The organism is Arthrobacter caoxuetaonis (assembly GCF_023921125.1).
GTDB lineage: Bacteria > Actinomycetota > Actinomycetes > Actinomycetales > Micrococcaceae > Arthrobacter_B > Arthrobacter_B caoxuetaonis.
The window spans coordinates 762830-783504 of record NZ_CP099466.1; the positions used below are offsets into that span (position 1 = coordinate 762830).

The 20675-nt window shown below is 66.6% G+C and carries 17 protein-coding genes; 12 read left to right on the plus strand and 5 right to left on the minus strand.

Annotated elements, in window-relative coordinates; all coding sequences use genetic code 11:
* Positions 1–677 precede the first annotated feature (677 nt).
* Complete coding sequence (locus NF551_RS03490) at positions 678–1781, minus strand: DNA cytosine methyltransferase (protein ID WP_252604981.1); 1104 nt, start codon at positions 1779–1781, stop codon at positions 678–680.
* Between the two features lie 62 nt (positions 1782–1843).
* Here NF551_RS03490 and NF551_RS03495 point away from each other — a divergent pair, with 62 nt between their 5' ends.
* The 6 genes from NF551_RS03495 (at position 1844) to NF551_RS03520 (ending at position 8256) form a co-directional block, all read left to right on the plus strand.
* A complete protein-coding gene (locus tag NF551_RS03495; protein ID WP_227895427.1) occupies positions 1844–2038 on the plus strand; it encodes an McrC family protein in 195 nt (64 codons plus the stop codon).
* Positions 2039–2415: 377 nt separating this feature from the next.
* Positions 2416–3126, plus strand: a complete 711-nt coding sequence (locus NF551_RS03500; RefSeq protein ID WP_227895426.1) for a GntR family transcriptional regulator — start codon at positions 2416–2418, stop codon at positions 3124–3126.
* Between the two features lie 51 nt (positions 3127–3177).
* Positions 3178–4170 carry an ABC transporter substrate-binding protein gene (locus NF551_RS03505; RefSeq protein ID WP_227895425.1) on the plus strand — a complete coding sequence of 331 codons (993 nt, stop codon included), beginning with the start codon at positions 3178–3180 and terminating at the stop codon, positions 4168–4170.
* 22 nt (positions 4171–4192) lie between these two features.
* Positions 4193–5428 (plus strand): alpha-hydroxy acid oxidase, encoded by a 1236-nt coding sequence (locus tag NF551_RS03510; protein ID WP_227895424.1) that lies wholly within the window; start codon positions 4193–4195, stop codon positions 5426–5428.
* A gap of 92 nt (positions 5429–5520) precedes the next feature.
* Complete coding sequence (locus tag NF551_RS03515; RefSeq protein ID WP_227895423.1) at positions 5521–6027, plus strand: DinB family protein; 507 nt, start codon at positions 5521–5523, stop codon at positions 6025–6027.
* Between the two features lie 117 nt (positions 6028–6144).
* A complete protein-coding gene (locus tag NF551_RS03520) occupies positions 6145–8256 on the plus strand; it encodes an FAD-dependent oxidoreductase (protein ID WP_227895422.1) in 2112 nt (703 codons plus the stop codon).
* Between the two features lie 107 nt (positions 8257–8363).
* Here the strand turns inward: NF551_RS03520 and NF551_RS03525 are convergent, their stop codons facing one another.
* Positions 8364–8855 carry an anthrone oxygenase family protein gene (locus NF551_RS03525; protein WP_227895421.1) on the minus strand — a complete coding sequence of 164 codons (492 nt, stop codon included), beginning with the start codon at positions 8853–8855 and terminating at the stop codon, positions 8364–8366.
* Positions 8852–9808: an SDR family oxidoreductase gene (locus NF551_RS03530; RefSeq protein ID WP_227895420.1), complete on the minus strand. Its 957-nt coding sequence runs from the start codon at positions 9806–9808 to the stop codon at positions 8852–8854. Before NF551_RS03530 ends, NF551_RS03525 begins: the two co-directional genes overlap by 4 nt.
* Before the next feature lie 62 nt (positions 9809–9870).
* Between NF551_RS03530 and NF551_RS03535 the strand changes: the two genes are divergently transcribed.
* From NF551_RS03535 to NF551_RS03560, 6 genes are all read left to right on the plus strand, one after another.
* Positions 9871–10806 (plus strand): AraC family transcriptional regulator, encoded by a 936-nt coding sequence (locus NF551_RS03535; RefSeq protein WP_227895419.1) that lies wholly within the window; start codon positions 9871–9873, stop codon positions 10804–10806.
* A gap of 150 nt (positions 10807–10956) precedes the next feature.
* The gene (locus NF551_RS03540; RefSeq protein WP_227895418.1) at positions 10957–11556 is read left to right on the plus strand and encodes a phosphatase PAP2 family protein; all 600 of its coding nucleotides are present in this window, start codon (positions 10957–10959) and stop codon (positions 11554–11556) included.
* A gap of 323 nt (positions 11557–11879) precedes the next feature.
* Positions 11880–14855, plus strand: coding sequence for a beta-glucosidase (locus tag NF551_RS03545; RefSeq protein WP_227895417.1), 2976 nt, complete (start codon positions 11880–11882; stop codon positions 14853–14855).
* 156 nt (positions 14856–15011) lie between these two features.
* The gene (locus tag NF551_RS03550; RefSeq protein WP_227895416.1) at positions 15012–15983 is read left to right on the plus strand and encodes a D-2-hydroxyacid dehydrogenase; all 972 of its coding nucleotides are present in this window, start codon (positions 15012–15014) and stop codon (positions 15981–15983) included.
* Between the two features lie 158 nt (positions 15984–16141).
* Positions 16142–16783 carry a DUF2867 domain-containing protein gene (locus tag NF551_RS03555; protein WP_227895415.1) on the plus strand — a complete coding sequence of 214 codons (642 nt, stop codon included), beginning with the start codon at positions 16142–16144 and terminating at the stop codon, positions 16781–16783.
* A gap of 13 nt (positions 16784–16796) precedes the next feature.
* Positions 16797–17393, plus strand: a complete 597-nt coding sequence (locus NF551_RS03560; RefSeq protein WP_227895414.1) for a TetR/AcrR family transcriptional regulator — start codon at positions 16797–16799, stop codon at positions 17391–17393.
* Between the two features lie 446 nt (positions 17394–17839).
* Here the strand turns inward: NF551_RS03560 and NF551_RS03565 are convergent, their stop codons facing one another.
* Positions 17840–19552, minus strand: a complete 1713-nt coding sequence (locus NF551_RS03565; protein ID WP_227895413.1) for an amidase — start codon at positions 19550–19552, stop codon at positions 17840–17842.
* Positions 19552–20670 (minus strand): agmatine deiminase family protein, encoded by a 1119-nt coding sequence (locus tag NF551_RS03570; protein ID WP_227895412.1) that lies wholly within the window; start codon positions 20668–20670, stop codon positions 19552–19554. Before NF551_RS03570 ends, NF551_RS03565 begins: the two co-directional genes overlap by 1 nt.
* Positions 20671–20675: the final 5 nt, after the last annotated feature.

Here is a 20675-nt window from a genome sequence, read left to right on the forward strand (position 1 = left end):
GGGGCCTCTATGAAGCTTCTATATTTCGTCAATTTCCAAATCGGTTGTCGCGGTGCTGTTCAACAGTGGGCACAGCATCTATGGGCTCTTGCTTGAACTCTGGTAAAAACCGAAGGTGTCCGTACTGTTAGAACTCAAGCGCTGAGTGCGCATGCCGAATGGCAAGGACGGGACGCATCGGTCGGAGAAGATTTTGCATGCGGAGACCCTCGAACAACGCTTGCTCAAGTTCGACCGACCTCAGCATCCAATATGTTGAGATCGGTCGTGAGGTTCTTCTTCCTGTCCAGACGGTAGCCACAGAGCCGTGCGGCGAAGGGAGCAGGCGTGATTCGACTCACTCATGAACACTGACCCAGCCCCTACTATCTCTTGGAACGTCAGAGTCGAGAGCGAGGATGGGATCACGGCTGGGAAGAGAACCATGGGCATACGCACAATCGATTTATTTGCAGGCGCCGGACTATCTGGCTGCGAGCGGGCAGGCTTGGGCTTCAAGCCCATCTTCGCCGTCGAGATAGAGGCTGCGGAAGCCGCAATCTACGAGTGGCACTTTGGCTCAGAGATTGGAATCAGGGTCTGTTACGAATGTGAAGAGCTCCCGACGCTGACAGAGAAGAGACGTCCGATGCACGTGCCTAGCCGCCACAGTTGCAGCGGCACTAAGCGCTGTGTGACTACACGAGCTGGGGGATGCCCTCGGTGTTTCGCGCTGTGGGTACGGTCTCGACCGGGGAACTCCATCGTGATCTCGTCATCGTATCGAGGAAATCATCAGGGAGAACACGACCGAGTGCTGCTGCCAGGACATGAACCGCGAGCCGCGGGGGAATGGCGTTGCCGATCTGTTGAGAGACGTCCTTGCCCGCCCACGGGTAGTCAGCCGGGAACGTCTGGAGCTGGCCAGCTTCTGAGAGCGTGAGACGATCAAGTTCGCCTTCATCAGAATACAGTCTGTTTCGGGAGACTTTCCCGGTAACCGTGAAAGCAGGTTCCTTTGACGTCCGCCGACCGCGGGCCTTCGGATCCCCACCGGTTCCATAATTAGAAACCAACACGAAAGGCTCTGCCCGGTTCAAGGTCTCACCGATGCTTCTAGTCGGTAGCAACGAAGGCCTGTCCGTGGAGACTATGAGCTCTTTCCTCCTGAACCGGTGGTGCGTTGGGGCGGGAAGTTCGGGCACAAGTTCCAGGTTCGCGATCATAATCGCCCGCCGACGCGTCTGTGGAACTCCATATTCCTCTGCGTTGAGTATGCCCGTCGCTGTCTTGTAACCGAGTGATTCAAGACCCCTCGCCATGGCCTCCCAGACGGGCAGGACGGCAGGTACCTGCTCCAAGACAATGGTCTTATAGGGTTTCCCCGCCCTATGGGCTTCCAGCGCCCACCGCAGCGGCTGCAGCACCAACCCGGTTCGCTCATCGTCCAAAGCGGCTAGTTCAGTAGTGATGTCATCCCCGCCGACCATCCGGTCAATAAAAGATAAGACTTTGTCTAAGGCCTTGCGACCGGCGCCTGCCCCCGCCACCGTATACGTCTGACACGGCGGCCCTCCAGCGAGGATCGTCGCGTGAGGGAACTCATCCGGATTGTGGTTCCGTACGTCACCTTGCACAGTTTCCAGCCCGGCGGCTCGCCTGGTTGCACAAGCATTCTCATCCCACTCGATGCCGGTCACGGACACTCCCAGCCAATGCGCGGCGACATCCAATCCACCGGGACCAGCAAAAAGATCCACCATTTGGGCGGAAGAAAGTGAACCAGATTGCGTGAACGTCATAGCCGACGATCCTATCAGCCGACAGCGCTCCCAAAATGAGCAGCATGCTGAGCCTTTCGACGATGCCTTTCGCCACAATGGGTCCCGAAAGGCTCGGCACCCCGCCGGTGTTCTTCGACGCCAAATACAAGGTCTCCTCGGCGGTCGGCAAATACGCCAACGCCGACCATTACCAAATGCTGGCCTACCGCGCCGGGGGGATCCGGAGCCTGGCTGGTCAATACAAGGGCTGGCGAGCATCGCTCTCGCCGGGTTAACACCAGAGTCGCTGTGGAGGTGTACCCGTTGGATCTTTCCCAGCATCCCCACTAGGCCGTGGATGGAGTCGACCGCTTGGCTGTACTGTCCGTGGCCCTGCCACGTAAAGCGGTCTGCCACGAGATATCTCTGCAAATCGGCTTCCAGGGAGACATTTGTCGTCGGTGACGGCGGCGCGGTCAACTACATCCACGGCGCCTTCCACTCCTAGTGGAAGGTGACCACGGAGCTCTAGAACTGACGCGCCGCTGCCGGACCGTCCCTCCATGGGGCTAGCCGTCCTAAGCTTGAGCGAATCCCAAACTTGAAGCACGCTCGGATGGTCTCTTGTATCCCTGAGATATATCTGTAGCATCTCTGTCATGCAGGTCATACCTTGACGTCCGTTGGCAACGTCCACCCGTTGCCCACGGGCAACGCGAACCCCGCCAAAGACGCAACCCAATCCCAGCCGGAACGAATCCGCAGCATGATCCGCCGGCAGATCATCCGCGCCGAATTGCGGCCGGGGCAGATCTTCACGGAACCGGACCTTGCCCGTGAATACGGTGTCTCCAAGACCCCGGTCCGCGAAGCGCTGCAGATGCTCACCGTTGAAGGCCTGGTAAGCGTGCTGCCGCGCAAGGGTTACATGGTGCGCAGCCTGAGCTTCCACGACGTCCGCGAAGTCATGGACCTGCGGCTCATCCTTGAGCCCCCGCTGGTTGCCGCAGCAGCCCGCAACGTGACCGCCGAACTCGTCACCGAACTCCGCGCACGGATTGAAGACCAGTTCCGCGACGGAAATTCCCTAGAAGAACGGCTCTCCGCAGCCCGCGACTTCCACGTCACCTGTGCCCATGCCTCCCGCAACACCCGTGCCGCGGCCATGGACCGCAGCCTCACCGACGAGGTCATGCGCTTCTACCACTTGATGCCCATGGCACACGACCACTTCTCCTCCACAGAGGAACGCACCGCCCACGAAGCGATCTTCGACGCCGTTGCCACCGGCAACGCCGAAGCAGCCCAGCAGCTGATGCACGACCATCTGCTTGAAGCCAACGCTGCCATGATCCGCACCTTCTACAACGCAGGACCGCTCTAACCCGCACCTCCAACCCCCGACCAGCACGCCGACAACTCGAAAGGCAACGCAATGAAGCGTTCACTTAGCACCCTCGGTACCGCCGCCCTGATAACCACCGGACTCTTCCTCACCTCCTGCGGATCCGACGCCGGAACCGGCGATGGCGGGGGAGGAGAACCGGTAAAGATCGGCATCTCCCAGCTCATGGACATCCAGGCCCTGGACGACACCCGGGAAGGTTTCATCAAGGGCATGAGTGAAAACGGGTACGCCGAAGGCGAGGGCGTGGAGTACGACTACCAGAACGCGCAGGGCGACCAGGCCACCGCCACCCAGATCGCTGCCGGCTTCGCGTCGTCGGACCTAGACCTGGTCTTCGCCATCGCCACCCCGGCAGCCCAGAGCGTGGCCCAGGCCGTCGGCAACATCCCCGTGGTCTTCTCCGCCGTCACCGAACCGGTGGAAGCCGGCATCGTCGAAGCCTGGGACGCACCCGGAGCCAACATCACCGGCACCAGCAACCTCGGCCCGGTGGAAGACCAGATTGCCCTGATCAAGGAACTTGCCCCTGAAGCCAAGACCATCGGCGTCGTCTATTCCTCAGGTGAAGTGAACTCCCGCGTGCAGGTCGACCTGGCCCGCGAAGCCGCCGACGAACTCGGGATGGAACTGAAGGAAGCCGCTATCTCCGCGACCTCCGAGGTCCAGCAGGCCGCCCAATCCCTGGACGCGGACGCGCTCTACGTGCCGACGGACTCGCACGTGGTCGCCGCCATCGACAGCGTGGTGGAAGCCGCTGAAACGAAACAGATTCCCCTCGTCGTCGGCGACAGTGCCTCCGTGGAAGCCGGCGGCGTCGCCACCTACGGACTGGACTACGAGCAGCTCGGCTACCAGACCGCGCTGATGGCCATCAAGATCCTCGAAGGCGAAGATCCCGCGAACATGCCGGTGGAAAAGCAGACCGAATCCCTGCTGGTCCTCAACAAGTCAGCTGCCGCGCGGATGGGCGTGACCATCCCGCAGGAAATGCTCGACGCCGCCGACACCGTCATTGACTGACCGCACCCTTTCGAAAGCAGCCATGAAGCGCCGAATTCCCCAATACTCCGAGCTCCGCGAACTCGTCCAGTTCAAGGCTTTCGACCCCGACCGGCGGCGCGCACGCCTGGCCAGGGCCAACACCATCGCTGACCTGCGGGACATCGCCAAACGGCGGGTCCCGACGGCGGCGTTCGAGTATGTGGACGGCGGCTCCTTCGCCGAACACTCGCTGCGCCGGAACCGGGACGCGTTCGACGCCGTCGAGTTCAACCCGCGTGTGCTGCGCGACGTCTCTGCCGTGGACCTTCGCACCAAGATCGCCGGTGCGGAAGCGGCGCTGCCGGTGGGCATCGCGCCTACCGGCCTGACCCGGCTGATGCACGCCGAAGGTGAGGTCGCCGGAGCGCAGGCAGCGGCGTCGTTCGGCATTCCGTTCTCGCTCTCCACGATGGGCACGGTGTCCATCGAGGAGGTCGCTCGGGAAGCGCCCGACGCCGAGCGATGGTTCCAGCTTTACCTCTGGAAGGACCGTCCCCGGTCACTGGACCTGATCCGCCGCGCGGAAGCGGCCGGATTCGGGGCGCTGATCGTCACCGTGGACACCCCGGTCTCCGGCGCCCGGCACCGCGACACCCGCAACGGGATGACGCTGCCGCCGACGCTCACTGCCAAGACCATCCTCGATGCCTCCTACCGGCCGGAATGGTGGTTCAACTTCCTAACCACCAAACCACTGGGCTTCGCGAACTTTGAGGGGGAGCGGACGTCGGTGGCGGAGCAGGTCAATACGATGTTCGATCCGTCCCTGAACCTGGATGACCTGGCCTGGCTGCGGGAGAACTGGTCCGGGGAGCTGATCGTGAAGGGCATCCAGTCGGCGTCCGACGCCGTCGACGTCCTGGCCCGCGGCGCGGATGCCCTGGTGGTCTCCAACCACGGCGGCCGGCAGCTGGACCGTGCGCCGGTTCCGCTGAAGGTCCTGCCGGAGATCCGCGCCGCCGTCGGGTCTGAGGCTCAGCTGATCCTGGACTCCGGGATTATGTCCGGCGGGGACATCGTGGCGGCGCTGGCGGCCGGTGCCGATTTCACCCTGATTGGGAGGGCCTATCTGTATGGGCTGATGGCCGGCGGGCGTCAGGGCGTGGACCGGGCGCTGGAAATCCTGCGGACGGAAATGACCCTGGTGATGCAGCTGATTGGGGTCACCAGTGTGGCGGAGCTTGGGCCGGAGCATTTGCGGAACCTTGCGCGAACCACGCAGGAAGCCAGGGGTTAACGCTCCACTGACACGTCCTCCGCTGTTGCTAGGCTGCGGAGGCGGCGTTCCGGTACCAAGCCGGGCCCGTGCCGACGCCACCGGAGGACCGCATGCCTAACCCAGACAACCACAGCAGCCACCACGCTCCCTTTGACGCGCAGATCGGCACGTTCATCGACCAGCACCGCAGCAGCCTGGCCGCCAGCCTGGAGAGCCTCACCGAAGAAGAGGCCCGACGGCGGCTGGTCCCCTCCAAGACAACGCTGCTCGGACTGGTCAAGCATGCCGCCTTCGTGGAGCGGGTCTGGTTCGGTGAAGCCGTCACCGGAGCGTCGAGGGCGGAACTCGGTATTCCAGACACCCCCGACGAGTCTCTCGATCTGGAGGAATCGGACACCATCGAGTCGGTTCTGGCGGCCTATGCCGTGGCCGTCGAGCAGTCCCGCCGTGCGGTTGCCGGGATGGACGGGGACGCCGTGCTCCCCGGCAACCGCCGGGGTCCGCTGCCGCTCCGCTGTGTCCAGCAGCACATGCTCCGCGAACTTGCCCACCACTGCGGCCACGCGGACATCCTGCGGGAACTGGTTTTGGCCGCTCGGTCCCGGACGCAGGAGTAGGCACCCCGCCTACCCACGCGCTTCCCACCGGCACCGCACACGGCTGTCGCCCAGAACACATCCCACCACCCCGCTCCTGGCGTTTACGGCGTAAACAACAGGACTAAAATTCCAACTGTGAACACCAAAACCTTCCCGCACCTGATGGCCCCGGGCCGCATCGGCCCGATGGAAACCCCCAACCGGATCGTCCTGCCCGCCATGGACATGAACGTCTCCGAGCACGGCGAAATCGAACAGACCGAGATTGACCACTACGTGGCCCGCGCCAAGGGCGGCGCAGGCCTGATCATCACCGGTGCCTGCGCCATCGCGTTCCCGCACGGCGCAGCGTCCATGAAGGAGCCCGGTCTCTCGGATGACAAGTACATCCCCGGACTGAAGGCCCTCGCCGACGCGATCCACGCCGCAGGCAGCAAGCTCTGCATCCAGTCCACGCACCACGGCAAGGTAGCCCGCGTGGACGTCGCCAATGACCGCGCGGTCCTCGCTCCGAACCAGCCGGACTACAGCTACGACATGTCCGCCCTGGCCGACAGCACCCGGGAAGAACTCGGCAAGATGGGCGCCGCTACCGCCGGCAAGCAGACCTCCTACAAGGAGATGACCCAGGAGGACATCGACTGGCTCATTCAGACCTGGGCCGACGCCGCTGAACGCATCGCGAAGGCCGGCGCCGACGCGATCGAAATCCACGCAGCCCACGGCTACATCCTGGGCGTCTTCCTGAACCAGCGGGACAACAAGCGCACCGACGAATACGGCGGCTCCCTCGCCAACCGCGCCCGCCTGGCCTGCGAAGTCATCTCCGCCGTCAAGGCACGAGTCGGCGACAAACTGGCCATCCTGGTCCGCGTCGCCGGCGAAGAATACGGACAGGAAGGCGGCCTCACCCTTCCCGAAGCCACCGAGGCCTCCAAGCTGTTCGAAGAAGCCGGCGCTGATGCCATCCACGTCACCGGCTGGGGCCGGAACCCGTTCGACAACTTCACCGACGGCCCGCTGCCCAACAAGGTGGGCGCCTATCTGGAAAACGCCGCCGCGGTGAAGAAGAACGTCAACGTTCCCGTCATCGCCGTCGGCCGTATGCTTCCGGACATCTCCGAGAAGGCCATTGCCGCAGGCCAGATCGACTTCGCCGCCATGGGACGGCAGCTGCTGGCTGACCCCGAACTGCCGAACAAACTCCGCGACGGCAAGTTCGACCAGGTGCGCCCCTGCATCAACTGCTACCTCTGCGTCGCGGAGAACTTCTTCGACGACACCCCGTTCTGTGCCGTCAACCCGGCCCTGGGCAACGAAGCCGTGCTCCCGCTCAAGCCCGCCTCGCAGGCCAAACACGTGCTCGTCGTCGGCGCCGGCCCGGCAGGCCTGGAAAGCGCGCGCGTGCTCACCGAACGCGGCCACCGCGTCACCGTGATCGACAAGTCCGACCGCCTGGGCGGCACCATGTGGTTCTCCACCATGACGACGCCGGACAACGAACGCCTGCTGCGCTGGTTCAAGGCCGAGATCAAGCGGCTGCGCATCGCCGTCAAACTGAACACCCCCGCCACCGTGGAAACCATCCGCGCACTGAACCCGGACCACGTCATCGTGGCCACCGGCGCCGTCCGGCCCAAGCCCGACTTCCCGGGCGGCGACCTGCCGATCGTGCAGACCGGCGACACCCTGCGCGCCATGATGCTCGGCACCGCCACCGCTGAGGAAGCCGGCGCCGTGCTGAGCACCCTGGGCAAGATGGGCCGGCTTTCCGGCGTGACCAAGAGCCCCGAGTTCGTCCGCCAGTTCACCAAGTTCTGGTTGCCGATGGGCAAGGACGTGGTGGTGATCGGCGGCTCCCTGGTGGGCCTGGAACTGGCCGAATTCCTCGCCGAACGCGGACGCCGCGTCACCCTGCTGCACGAAAAGCAGCAGCTGGGCCTGCCGCTGGCCATGCCGCGCCGCTGGACCGCGGTCAGCGACGCCAAGAAGCACGGCGTGCAGATCCACCGCAACGCCGTGATCACCCGCATCACCGAGAAGTCCGTGGAATGGACGGTGGGGGAGGAGTCCTTCTCCGCACCCGCCGCCATGGTGGTCTACGCGGACGGTACGACGTCGGCAGCCCCGCTCGCGGACGAGCTGCGGAACGCGGGCATCCCCTGCGACGTCGTCGGTGACGCCGGTGCGGTCAACTACATTCACGGCGCGATCCACTCTTCGTGGAAGGTGACCACGGAGCTCTAAGCTCAATTGGAGCTCCAGCTGCCCGCCGCCAGTCGTAGAACCGGCGGCGGGCAGCCTGGATGCCCCAACGATGGGCACGGAGAGTCCGCAGTACCTGAGCGGCATCGCTACCGTGCCGTGAGCAGGAGGACCCCACCCACAACACTGGCCAGTGCACGTGCTGCATTCGCGGCGCCCCACTGGCGGCGGTACGTGGACCACGGTGAGTCCATAGTTCCAGCAGCCAGCTTGCGGTTCAGCGGGACATTCACGGCAGCGGTGAGAGCGAAGGCTGCCAGACTGAGCCCGGCGCCAATCCAAGCCAGGGTGGGACGCTGCAGTTGTCCGGCCAGTACAGCGGTCCCCGCTGCTGCCAGAGCTGATCCGAAGAACAACAGCAGGAACGGCGGGCGCTCTGCGGTGTTGTTGATGCTGCGCATTAACTCCGCTGCCCGGTCCGAACCTAAGCGTTCCAGCCGGTCCAGCGCGGGAAGGACCATCACCGGGAACGCCGCATAGATGCCCCCTGTGACCAGGGCGCCCGTGCCCGCCAGGGCACTCAATAGTGCGGCGGGCTCGAGCGCAGTGGGCATTTCGGCGAAGTCGGCCGCGTGGGTCATGACACACCTGCCGCTGACTCGCCCTGCGGCTGCGGGAGCTTTTCATCCCAGACACGCTGGACCGCCGTCCGGGCAATGTACTCCTGGATCGGCTGGGGAGGCCTGCCCAGCAGGCGCTCCAAGTCACCGCTCGAGTGGCTGGCGGAGCCGTCCATCGCCTCCGCGAACAGCCAGACGATCCCCTCCGCTTCCTCGCGGCTCATCCCGGCATCCGCAGCTCCGGCAATGAAATCCTCCGGGGTCGTCGGGACGTGTTCGACTGTTCTGCCGAGGGCAGCAGAAAGGGCCGCGGCGACGTCGGCAAACGTCACCGAATCCGGCCCGGTGAACTCGAGGATTCCCGAGGCCACTTCCCGATAGGCATCCACTTCGGTGAGGAGGTGCGCCAGCGCCTCGGCCGAGTCTTCGAGGTCCACAAACGGTTCGGAAACTCCGTTCACGGGTACCCGCAGCTGGCCTTGGAGCACCTGCGGGTGCAGGAAGTGCTCGGAGAAGTCCTGCTGGAACCACGCAGAGCGGACGACGACGGCGGCAGGGAAGTTCCGCAGCACCGCTTCCTCACTGGGGTGGGCGGCTGTTCCGCCGCGCCCGGAGAGAAGGATCAACCGGCTGAGTCCGTGGTGGCGGGCGGCCGCGGCGAACTCGCTGAGGATCTCCGGTGCACCGGGGTCGGCAACGTCCGGGGCGTAGCAAATGAAGGCTGCATCAGCACCGGAGAGCTGGACCGGCCAGGTGTCCGGCGCTTCCCAGGCGAAGGGAGGGTCGCCCTGCCGGGAAGCTGCCCGCACGGAAAGCCCGTCGACGCCGGAGAGCGCAGAAACGAGCCGGCGGCCGGTACGGCCTGTGGCTCCGGTAATCAGAATGCTGGTTTTTGTGTCCATGTCTTTCATCTCAGCGGTGATTGGCTGGGTGCTCCATAATGAATCCACCGCAGATGTTTCGAATTCGTCCATCAGGCACAGACTTAAGAAAGCACAGCCCGGCAGTCCTCATCCCATCCTCGGGAGACACCCACATGGTTACCTTGGAATCGCTCGTTGAAGGTCCGCGCGCCCGAGGTGCATTTGTGCTGCGCCTGGAACTGGACGGGGACTGGGCGATCGAGGTCGCCGACGAATCAATGCTCACCGTGATGGCGGTCCTTGCGGGGGACTGCGTGGTGAGCACAGCGTCCGGCGAGGCCACAGCGCAGAAGGGGAACGTCGTCGTCGTCCGCGGTCCCGGACCATTCTCCGTGGCGTCGGAGCCTGGCCGGCCGCCGGACTTCATCATTCCGCCCGATCAGACCTGCGTGGACGTGCACGGTAACCGGTTGGTCGAGTCCATGAACCGCGGCATCCGCTCCTGGGGAACCACGCTGAGGGGTGAAGACCGGATCCTGGTCGGGACCTATGCGAATCCGCTGGAAGTCGGCCGTCTCTCGGCCCAGCTGTTGCCCGAGGTGATGGTCGAGCGCACCGATCCGGCCACCCAGGTGTTCGCGGAACTGCTGGCCGACCAGGCCGCCACGGATGCTCCGGGACAGGCCGTGGTCCTGGACCGGCTGCTGGATGTGCTGCTTATAGCGACGGTTCGCGCTGCCGGAAACGGAACTTCCCACCGTACCGATCCGCCGATCGACCGGGTTCTGGACCGTCTGCACAACAACCCGCAGTCCCCGCTGTCGGTCGACGCCATGGCCCGTATGGAGTCGATGTCCCGGGCAGCGTTCTCGCAGCGGTTCAGGGAGCGGACGGGTTTGGGCCCCGGCGCCTACCTGCGGCGCCTGCGCCTGGCCTGGGCCGCTGACACGCTGCTGGCGGGAACCCGGACCATCGCAGCGATTGCTGAGCAGGCCGGCTACGGGAGCCCGGCTTCCTTTTCCACCGCGTTCAAGCAGGAGCACGGGCAGAGCCCCCGGGACTGGCGGCTGCGGCGGGGACGTGAGGCCCCTTCGCTGCCCGGAGCGTAAAACCCGAATCACCGTCGCAGCGGCTGCGGCAGTTCCTACCGCCCCGACGCTGGCTGCGAAAAACTGCTACCCGGGCTGGCACACCCGGAACAGCGCCGGCTTGCCGTGCCGGTGCACTGGTCCTAGCGCCGTCAGCCGTAGAATCGACGGATGCCAAAAACCCTGCTGGTCCCCGCAGCCCGGTCCTCCCAGCTCGCGCGCATCGTCACGGAGGTTTCGGCCCCGGCCGTCCTGGTGGGGATGCTCCTGCTGCTCCAGCCACTGCTCAGCCCCGGCGTGACCTGGCTGCAGGGCATAGTGGCGGCCGGCTTTACCGTGGGCCTGCCGTTCGCCGGGATCCTGTGGCTGAAACGGCGGGGTTCGGTTACCGACCACCACATCGGCGTGCGCTCCCAGCGGGCTCCGATCCTGGCGGCGACGGCACTGTCTTTGGGGATTGGTGCGCTGGTGCTGATCCTCCTGGACGCCCCGGCCGTGCTGTTTGGCGAAATCGGCGGCGTGTTCATTGGGCTGGTGCTGTGCATGGCAGCGAACCTGGTGTGGAAGCTGTCGGTCCATTCCGCCGTGGCAGCGTACATCGGCCTGGCGCTGCTGGCACCCGTCCCCGTTTTTGGACCGGCCCTGGCACTGATGCTGGCTTCCGTCACCGGATGGTCCCGGGTGAAGCTCGGGGACCACACTCCCACGCAGGTTATGGCCGGACACCTGGCCGGGTGTGCGGCGTTCGCAGCCGCGCTGCTGCTGCCCTGATACGGGTCCGTCTGCCCTGGTACGGGTACGGTACCTCTGTCCAGGGCGGTGCTTTGCTGTTTCCGGCCAATCCGTTCCCTGGGACCCCTCGCGCCGCAAACCTCGGTTGACCAGCCGATGGCCGCCTCTTACCGTCCGACGTGCACCCGACGCCGGAACCTGCGGACGGCGGGTCAGCGGCGGGACCGCTTCTGCTGGGGGAAGGCAGGGCCTGGAATCGGGCCGGAGCGCCCGCCGTGCATCACCCGCACGCACGTTACGCGGGCATCCAGCGGTAGCCGCCGCGCCCAGGGGGTGAACGCGGCCCGTATGAGGGAACCACCATGGAAGAAAAAAAGACAACCAGCTCCCCACCCCTGCATCGACACCACAGCAAGCGAAGGCAGCCGGCCCGGATCTCCACGAGACACCTGCTGATCCGAAGAGCGGTCGCTGTCCTGGCCGGAGCAGTACTCGCCACCGGCAGTTTCCTGCCCGCCGCGAACGCCCAGGACGTGCCGGCGGATCAGGCCCCGGGCGCCCAGCTCCCCGGTGAGGCACCCGCCCCCGCCGACGCGCCGGCTCCGCAGCAGGACCCGGACCAGCCCTGGCTGGACCCCAGCCTGCCGCCCGCAGAACGCGCAGACCTCCTGGTCGCAGCCATGACGCTGGAGCAGAAAGTCACGCTGCTGATCCAAAGCGGCGGGCCCGGCCTGCCGGAACTGGGCATCCCGCCCATCCGCAGCAAGGACGGCTGCTGCGGGCTGGCCCTGGAATCGACGCCGACGACGGCGCTTCCGGTCGGCGTCGGACTCGCCTCCACCTTCAATCCCAGACTGGCCCAGGCCTATGGGCATGTCTCCGGGGAAGAAGCCCGCACCACCGGCTACAACGCGATTGCCGGGCCCACCATGGACCTGGTCCGCACCCCGTACAACGGCCGGATGTGGGAGGACCTGGGGGAGGACCCGCTGCTGAGCGGCGACACTGCCACTAACCAGGTCATCGGGGAACAGGACGCCCAGGTCTCCTCCCTGGTCAAGCACTACAACCTGAACAACTTCGAAACCCGGCGCGGCCACGTGGACGTTGTGGTGGACGAGCGGACCCTGCAGGAAACCTATACCCGGCCCTGGGCCAGCGTGGTCCAGGAAGGCAACGCCGGAGCCGTGATGTGTTCCTTCAACAAGGTCAACGGCGAGTTCGCCTGCGGCAATGACACGCTGCTGAACCAGATCCTCAAAAGCCAGCTCGGCTTCGAAGGATTTGTGTCCTCCGACTTCAACGCCGCGCACAGCTTCGCCGACTACGCCGCCGGGCTGGACGTCGCCGGCCCGGGCGACGAATTCTCCGGGAACAACCTGCTGCAGGCCGTGCTGGCCGGCACCGTCCCGGAAGAACGGATCACCGACGCCGCACGCCGTGTCGCGCTGACCATGTTCCAGTTCGGGATCGTGGACAATCCGCCGCCGGGATCCTTCGAGAACCCGCAGCCGGCCGAACCGCCCATTCCTGACACGTTGCTGGACCAGCATGCCGGAGTCGCCGAGCAGGTCGCCGCACAGGCGGCAGTGCTGCTGAAGAACGACGGCGCCCTGCCGCTGGATGACGCGGTGCCGAGCATCGGGCTGATCGGCGCGGACGTCGACTGGTACATCGACGGCGGCGGCAGCGGCGCCATTCCCAACCCGGCGCGGCTGACCACCATCCTGGACGGCATCACCGCCCGGGCAGGCGGCACGGTGGAAACCGCCGCCGGAACTGACCCGGTGTCCCTGGCGGATACCATTCCGGGCCCGCCGCCGGTTCCCAGCGGAGTGCTCACCAACGTCAATGCCGAATACCGGCTGGGGCTGAACAACTTCGAAGGCGAGCCGGAACTGGCCCGCACCGAGGAGCAGGTCAATCTGCGGACCGGGATCTCCAATGACACCATCAACACCTCCCAGGTGCCCGGCATCGGCCCGGTCCTGGCCTCCCAGCCGATGTCCGCGCGCTGGACCGGAACGATCGTGGCCCCTGCGACGGCGTCGTACACCTTCTCGCTGACCAACCTGGGGGCCGCGCAGCTGTTCCTGGATGACCAGCAGGTCATCACCAACCCGGCACCGACCCTGGAGACGCAGGAAATCACGCTGGACCTCACCGAGGGACAGAGTGTGGCCGTGCGCATCGACTACACCACCGATGCGCCGAACCAGTTCAACGGCGGCCTGAATGACCAGCCCGGAGCCATGATCCGGTTCGGCTGGACCCCGCCGGAGGACGTGCTGGCGCCGGACATGGCAGAAGCCGTGGAACTGGCAGCGAACTCCGCCGTCGCCGTCGTGGTGGCACGCGACTACACCGGTGAAGCTGCCGACCGCGGCTCGCTGACGCTGCCGCAGGACCAGGACCGGCTGATCAGCGCCGTCACGGCCGCCAACCCGAACACCATCGTGGTGCTGGCGACCAGCGGACCGGTGACCATGCCGTGGATCGACCAGGTGCCGGCGGTACTGGAAACCTGGTACCCCGGGCAGAGCCAGGGCATCACGGTGGCCGGGCTGCTCTTCGGGGACATCAACCCCTCCGGAAAGCTGCCGGTCACGTTCCCGGTCAGCGACGAGCAGGCGGTCACGGTTGGCCCGCCGAATCCGTTCGACCTGATCTCGATCGTGGATCCGGTGGTGGAGTACACCGAGGGCGTGTTCGTGGGTTACAAGGCCTACCTCGCCGCGGACGCCGTGCCGCTGTTCCCGTTCGGACACGGACTCTCCTACACCGAGTTCGACTACAGCCGGCTGCACACCACCCAGCGGGTGAATCCCGACGCCGAGGAACCCAAAGCCTCCGTCTCGCTGAAGGTGCGCAACACCGGAAACGCCGCCGGTCGGGAAACGGTCCAGGTCTATGTCGGTCCGCTGCCCGGCGACGTCCCGACGCCGCCGAAGCAGCTGGCAGGCTACGGCAGCATCACCCTGGAGCCAGGGGAGCGGGGCCGGCTGGAGATCAAGCTGGATCCGCGCTCGCTGCAGTACTGGGACGTGGAAACCGGCGGCTGGGTGACTCCCACCGGAACCGTGCCGATCTACGTGGGCAGTTCTGTGGAGGACATCCGGCTCGAAGGCAGCATCACCATCGGCTGCGGACGCCCCGACCACGGCAAGCACGACCACAGCCACGGTCATGGCAAGGGGCACGGCCATGGCCACGGTGACCAGGCCGGACACGGGAACTGGGACCGGGACCGCGGGCACTGGGGCAACAAGGGCCGCTGGGGACAGCGGGACGACGGCGGCCGCCAGCACTGGGCTTCCTACCGTCACGGCCGCGGCTAGCGGCTGACTCTGCGGCTTGCGGCTGAGACCCGGGCAGCATGACTTGTCAGGCCGTGCTGCCCGGGCCTTTCTCGGGCCCTGGGACTTTCCGCCCGGCCGGCACAGCCGGGCGTCACGGATACGCTCATTCCGTGCGGGATCGCCTAACCTGAGCGAATGCCCAAACCCGTACTGACCATCCTTGCCGGCTCCCGTCCCGTGACCGGATTGGAGCGGCTGGAAGCACTCGCTGACGTGCGCCTGGCCACGGACGCGGCGGAGCTGGCCGCTGCGCTGCCGGGCTCGGAAATCGTGTACCTCTGGGACTACTTCGCCGACGGGCTGCGCCAGGGATGGGCTGGGGCGGACGCCCTGAAATGGGTGCACCTTCCCGCGGCCGGCGTGGACCGGCTGCTCTTTCCGGAGCTCGCGGCGTCGAACGTGACTGTCACCAACGCCCGCGGCATCTTCGACGCGGCGATGGCCGAGTACGCCTTGGCCGGGATCCTCTACTTTGCCAAGAACTTTCCGCGCGCCACGCTGAACCAGCGGGAGCGCCTGTGGAAGCACTTCGGCACGTCCAACCTCGCCGGCACCCGCGCGCTGGTCGCCGGCACGGGCAGCATTGGGCGCGCCACCGCCCGGCTGCTGCGCGCCGTCGGCATTGAGGCCGACGGCCTGGGCCGCACCGCCCGGAACGGCGACCCCGACTTCTTTGCGATCCACAACAGTGCGGACTTTGCCTCCGTTGCACGCGGGTACGACTACGTCATCCTTGCCGCGCCGCTGACGTCCGGAACCCGGGACATGCTGAACCAGGAAGTCCTCGCGGCCATGCGCCCGAGCGCGGTGGTGGTCAACATGGGCCGCGGCGAACTCGTGGACCAGGACGCCCTCGTGGCCGCCTTGTCGGCCAACGGGATTGCCGGAGCCGTCCTCGACGTGACACACCCCGAACCCCTGCCCGAATCCGATCCGTTGTGGGGCCTGGACAACGTGCTCATCACCCCGCATCTGGCCGGCGATTCGCGGACCCACCTGCCTGCCCTGGCCGCCCAGTTCGAGGCCAACCTGGTGGCGTACCGTGAAGGCCGTCCGCTGGCGAACGTGGTGGACAAGCGGCTGGGATTCGTGGTGTCGGGCGGCTGATCAACCGAGATTCCCCGTCGGGGTTTTCGCCGCAATTTCCCGCCGCGGTTTACGGGCTGAATGGGGTTATGTCCCCTTCACCATCGGTGTACCATCTGGTACATCGATGCGCTGTGAGGCGCATCGCAAGGCATGGACTTCCCCAAGGAGGCGCCGCTATGGGCGTTCCGAACCCCCAAAGTACAGTCCGCCGCTGGCGGATCGATGACATCACTCCCGATTTCCAAAATTACGGAGTCTGGGATCTGCCCACCCCGGGCGGCCGGGATGACTTTCCCCGTTTGGTCCAGTTGTTTGCAGGCGGCACGACGGCGGACAACCCCTCCCGCATTGCCCGCCTGCTTTTCGCCATCCGGTGGAAGCTCGGTGCACTGCTGGGCTGGGACGATGCTGACTCCGGTATCGGCCGGAGGGTGGACTCGCTGCGCAGCCGCCTGCCGGCCGATCTTCGCCGGGCAGCACCCGGTCCGGCCTTCAGCACACTCCCTTTTACGCCCGTCTTCCTGCTGGAAAACGAGTCCGCCGCGGAAATGGCCAACAGCACGATGCACGGAGTGCTGCACCTGCGCTGGGTGCCGGATCAGCGCGGTGCCGACGGCGGCCAGAATGCCCAGGGTGACGCTGACGGTGCTTACCACGGACAGCTGGCCGTGCTGGTGAAGCCCAACGGGCTGTTCGGCCGCGCCTACATGGCGGGGATCAAGCCGTTCCGGCACCTGCTGGTCTATCCGCCCCTGCTGCGCGGAATCGGCCGGGAGTGGCAGGACCTCAGCGCGCAGGGCAGCGGCGGGACCGCATGACGGCCGGCAGCGCATGAACGACAGCCAGACCGGATCCAGCCGGGAGCAGCTGCTGGAGGCAGCACTTGGCTACTTTGCCAAGAACGGCGTGCAGAACCAGAGCCTGCGCAGTCTCGCCTCCGGCATCGGCACCAGCCACCGGATGCTCAACTACCACTTTGGGTCCCGGGAAGGACTCCTGACCGAGGTCGTGGGCGCCGTCGAACGCCGCCAGCGCAGCGCGTTCGAGCAGCTGCTGGATGCCACCGGACCTGCCGGCCTGCCGCGGCAGGCCGTCCAGGACTTCTGGGACCGGATCGTGGAGGAGACACTCACCTACGGCCCGCTGCTTTTTGAGCTGGCTGCCCATGCCATGCAGGGGGAACCCCATGCGCAGGGACTGCGGGACACGCTGGTTCCGCCCTGGTTGGACGCCCTCGAGGAGATGCTCGTCCGCTCCGGACGGGAGCCCGGGGCGGCCAGGACGCAGGCGCGGCTGGCCCTCGCCGTCGTCAACGGCCTGCTGTTCGATCTGCTGCTCACCGGAAACCGGGCGGGCGTGACGGAAGCGCACCGCGCGTTCATGGAACTGGCCTTCGCGGATCTGCCCGGCTTCGGCAGCAGCGCGTAGCGCAGTCAGGGTTCCCGGGGCTGCGGACAGCGCTGGCCGTGAATGCTTTCCGGGCGGATGTTCGGGGCGGGGCGGGGCGGGGCGGGGCTGGGCGGTCGGTGCTCGGGGCGCGCTCGATCTGCCCTCGTTTCCTTTGCTGCAATAACGATGCTTGGGAGGCCTTGGCTCTAACCGACGTTATTGCAGCAGCAGATGCCCCGGCTGCTGAAGTTCCGCGCGAAAACACGGGGTGCTGCCAGAATTCCCACGCGTCGTTACCCGTGTTAAGGGTGTGACCACAGCAGCTAACAGCTGTCCCATTGGCTGGGAACCTTGGCGTCCCAACTGGGTATCCCAGCCCGCGGCGGGCCCAACTGGTGCGCCCAGCATGCCCAGCCCTCGGCCGGGCCCAGTACGAGCGGCCCAACAACCCCAACCCGCGGCCAGCCCGGCAGGACCGAAAGTCCCTACAGCCGGGGAGTCCGCGGCGGTTCGGTCCGGCGGCTGCCCGTGGCCTCAAAGGCGGCAGCCAGCCGGAGCAGTGCGGTGTCATCCCAGCCGCGGCCTGCGAAGGTCAGCCCCACCGGCATGCCGGTATCCGCCATGGTGCCCATCGGCACGGTGATGGTCGGAATGCCCAGGTGCCGGGGAACCAGGTTGCCGTTCGCGACCCAGACGCCGTTGGCCCAGGCCGCGTCAGCAGACTCCGGGTTTGTATCCGCATCGGCGGGACCGACGTCGGCCATTGCCGGGAACACGACGGCATCCAGGCCGAGGGCATCCATCCAGTCCTCCAGATCCCGACGCCGGGTCTCCTCCAATCCACGCACACCGTCGGCCAGGTGCGGAATGTCGGTAAAGGACGCCACAGGGTTGGCCCGGACGTGGGCGGGATATTCGGCGATGTCGTCGTCGAACCCGGTGTACCGGTCCGGCAGCGCTCCTTCGGGGTGCGGGAAGATCGCGGTGCCGTCGACGTCGGCCAGCCGATTCAGTGCGGGATCCCCGTTGGCAGCCAGGAAGTCATCCCACGCCCACGCGGAAAGGTCCACGATTTCGCGGTGCAGGAACTCCGGGCTCACGAGTCCCCGGGTGGCGATGGTCGGTGCACCGGGCCTGTCGCCCTCGTAATTGGTGACGGCCGGGAAGTCCACCTCCACGACCTCGGCGCCGGCGGCTTCCAGGTCCCGACGCGCGGTCTGCCACAGGGCAAGGACGGATTCCCGGGTCTCAATCCGCTGCCCGGTGGGCCCGCCGATCCCGGGGGATTCTGCGGTGCCGGCGTCCGGGTCGGCGTTGACGTACATCTTCGGCACGCCAAAGCGGCGCCCGGCCAAGGCGCCGCGGGCGGCGGCGGGATCGGCGACGGCGAGGTCAGCGTACGACGGCGGCCGCACCTCGGACGCGGCCGGAACCTTCACCCAGGGCTGGGCACGCCAGAAATCTCCCCGGGTCTCGGCGTCGTCCGCCACGATCACGTCCAGGACTTCGAGCAGGTCAGCCATGGTGCGGGTGTGCGGGACCACCACGTCCATGGTCGGGACCAGCGGCCAGTTCCCGCGCACGGAGATCACCCCGCGGGACGGGGTGTAGGCGCACAAGGCATTGCACGACGCCGGTGCGCGGCCCGAGGACCAGGTCTCCTCGCCCAGGCCGAATGCCGCGAAGCTCGCCGCCGTCGCCGTGCCCGATCCGTTGGAGGAACCGGACGCGAAGGCCGACGTGAGGAAACCTGCGTTGTAGGGGCTTTCGGCCCGGCCGTACAGGCCGCGCTGCATGCCGCCGTTGGCCATGGGCGGCATGTTCGTCAGGCCGATCAGCACCGCTCCGGCTTCGCGGAGCCGGCCGATCGTGAAGGCATCCTGCTGCGCGACCAGGTCCGCGAACGCCGGGGAGCCTGCCGCCACGGTCAGTCCCCGGGCCTTGAAGCTGTCCTTGGCCGTGTACGGAATCCCGTCCAGCGGGCCGCGGGTTTCACCGCGGGCGCGGCGGGCATCGGAGGCGCGGGCGTCGGCCAGGGCTTCCGGGTTCAGGACGATGACAGCGTTCAGCCGCGGGCCGGATTGGTCGTAGGCCTCGATGCGTGCCAGGTACGCGCGGGTCAGCTCTTCGCTGGTGACGGTCCCGGCCTGCAGTGCAGCGCGCAGCTCGGCAATGCCGGCCTCGACGACGTCGAACATCAGGCGCCCGCCTCAGCCGCGCTTGCCTTAGCGGCGCTTGCGTCAGCGGCCGCGCCTGCTTTAGGCATGCTGCCCAGGGGAGCCGGCTGCTGCTGGGTGATGCAGTGGATGCCGCCGCCGAACTCGAAAATGTCCCGCGCGTCGACCAGTTCAATGGTCCGCCCCGGATAGGCGCGGCCGAGGATGTCGGCGGCAGCGGCGTCGTTCGCATCCTCGAAGGCGCAGAGCACCACCACATTGTTGGCCACGTAATGGTTGATGTAGGAGTAGTCCACGAAGCCGTCCCCGGCGTCGATCACGGTGGGGGCGGGCACATCGATGAGTTCCAGGGTCCGGCCGCGGGCGTCCGTCGCGGCCTCCAGGACCGCACGGATCTCCTGCATCACGTCACGGTCGGGGTGGCGGGAATCGTCCTGGCGGTGCAGCAGCACGGTGCCCGGGGAAGCGAAACATGCCACGATGTCCACGTGCCCGCGGGTGCCGAATTCGTCATAGTCCCGGGTCAGGCCGCGCGGCAGCCAGATGGCTTTGGACGTCCCCAGCCGGGCGTGGATTTCGGCTTCGACGGATTCCCGGGTGGCCCCGGGATTCCGGCCCGGATCGAGCTGGACGGTTTCGGTGAGCAGCACGGTGCCCTCGCCGTCGGTATGGAACCCGCCGCCCTCGTTGACCAGGGTGCTGGCGTGCACCGGCACTCCGGCGCGGCCGGCGGTGAACCGGCCCAGGTGCTGGTCCTTGTCCCACGCCGCCCAGTCCTGCGCACCCCAGCCGTTGAAGATCCAATCCACGGCGGCTACGGAACCGTCCGCGGCATGGACGAAGGTGGGTCCGGAGTCGCGCAGCCACGCGTCGTCCAGGGGGACCGGGAGCACCGTGATGCCGTCTCCCAGAAGCTCGTGTGCCTGGGCCACATCAGCGGGATCGGCGAGGACAGTGACCGGTTCGTAGCGGGAGATGGTGCGCGCGACGGCGGACCAGGCACGGCGGGCCCGGGCCAACGTCCCGCTTCCGGGATCCCCGAACGTGTCATTCGACGGCGGGAACGCCATCCAGGTGCGCTCGTGCGGAGCCCACTCGGCGGGCATGGCGGAGGCGGTCGAGGTGCTGGCGGGGTGCATGTCTT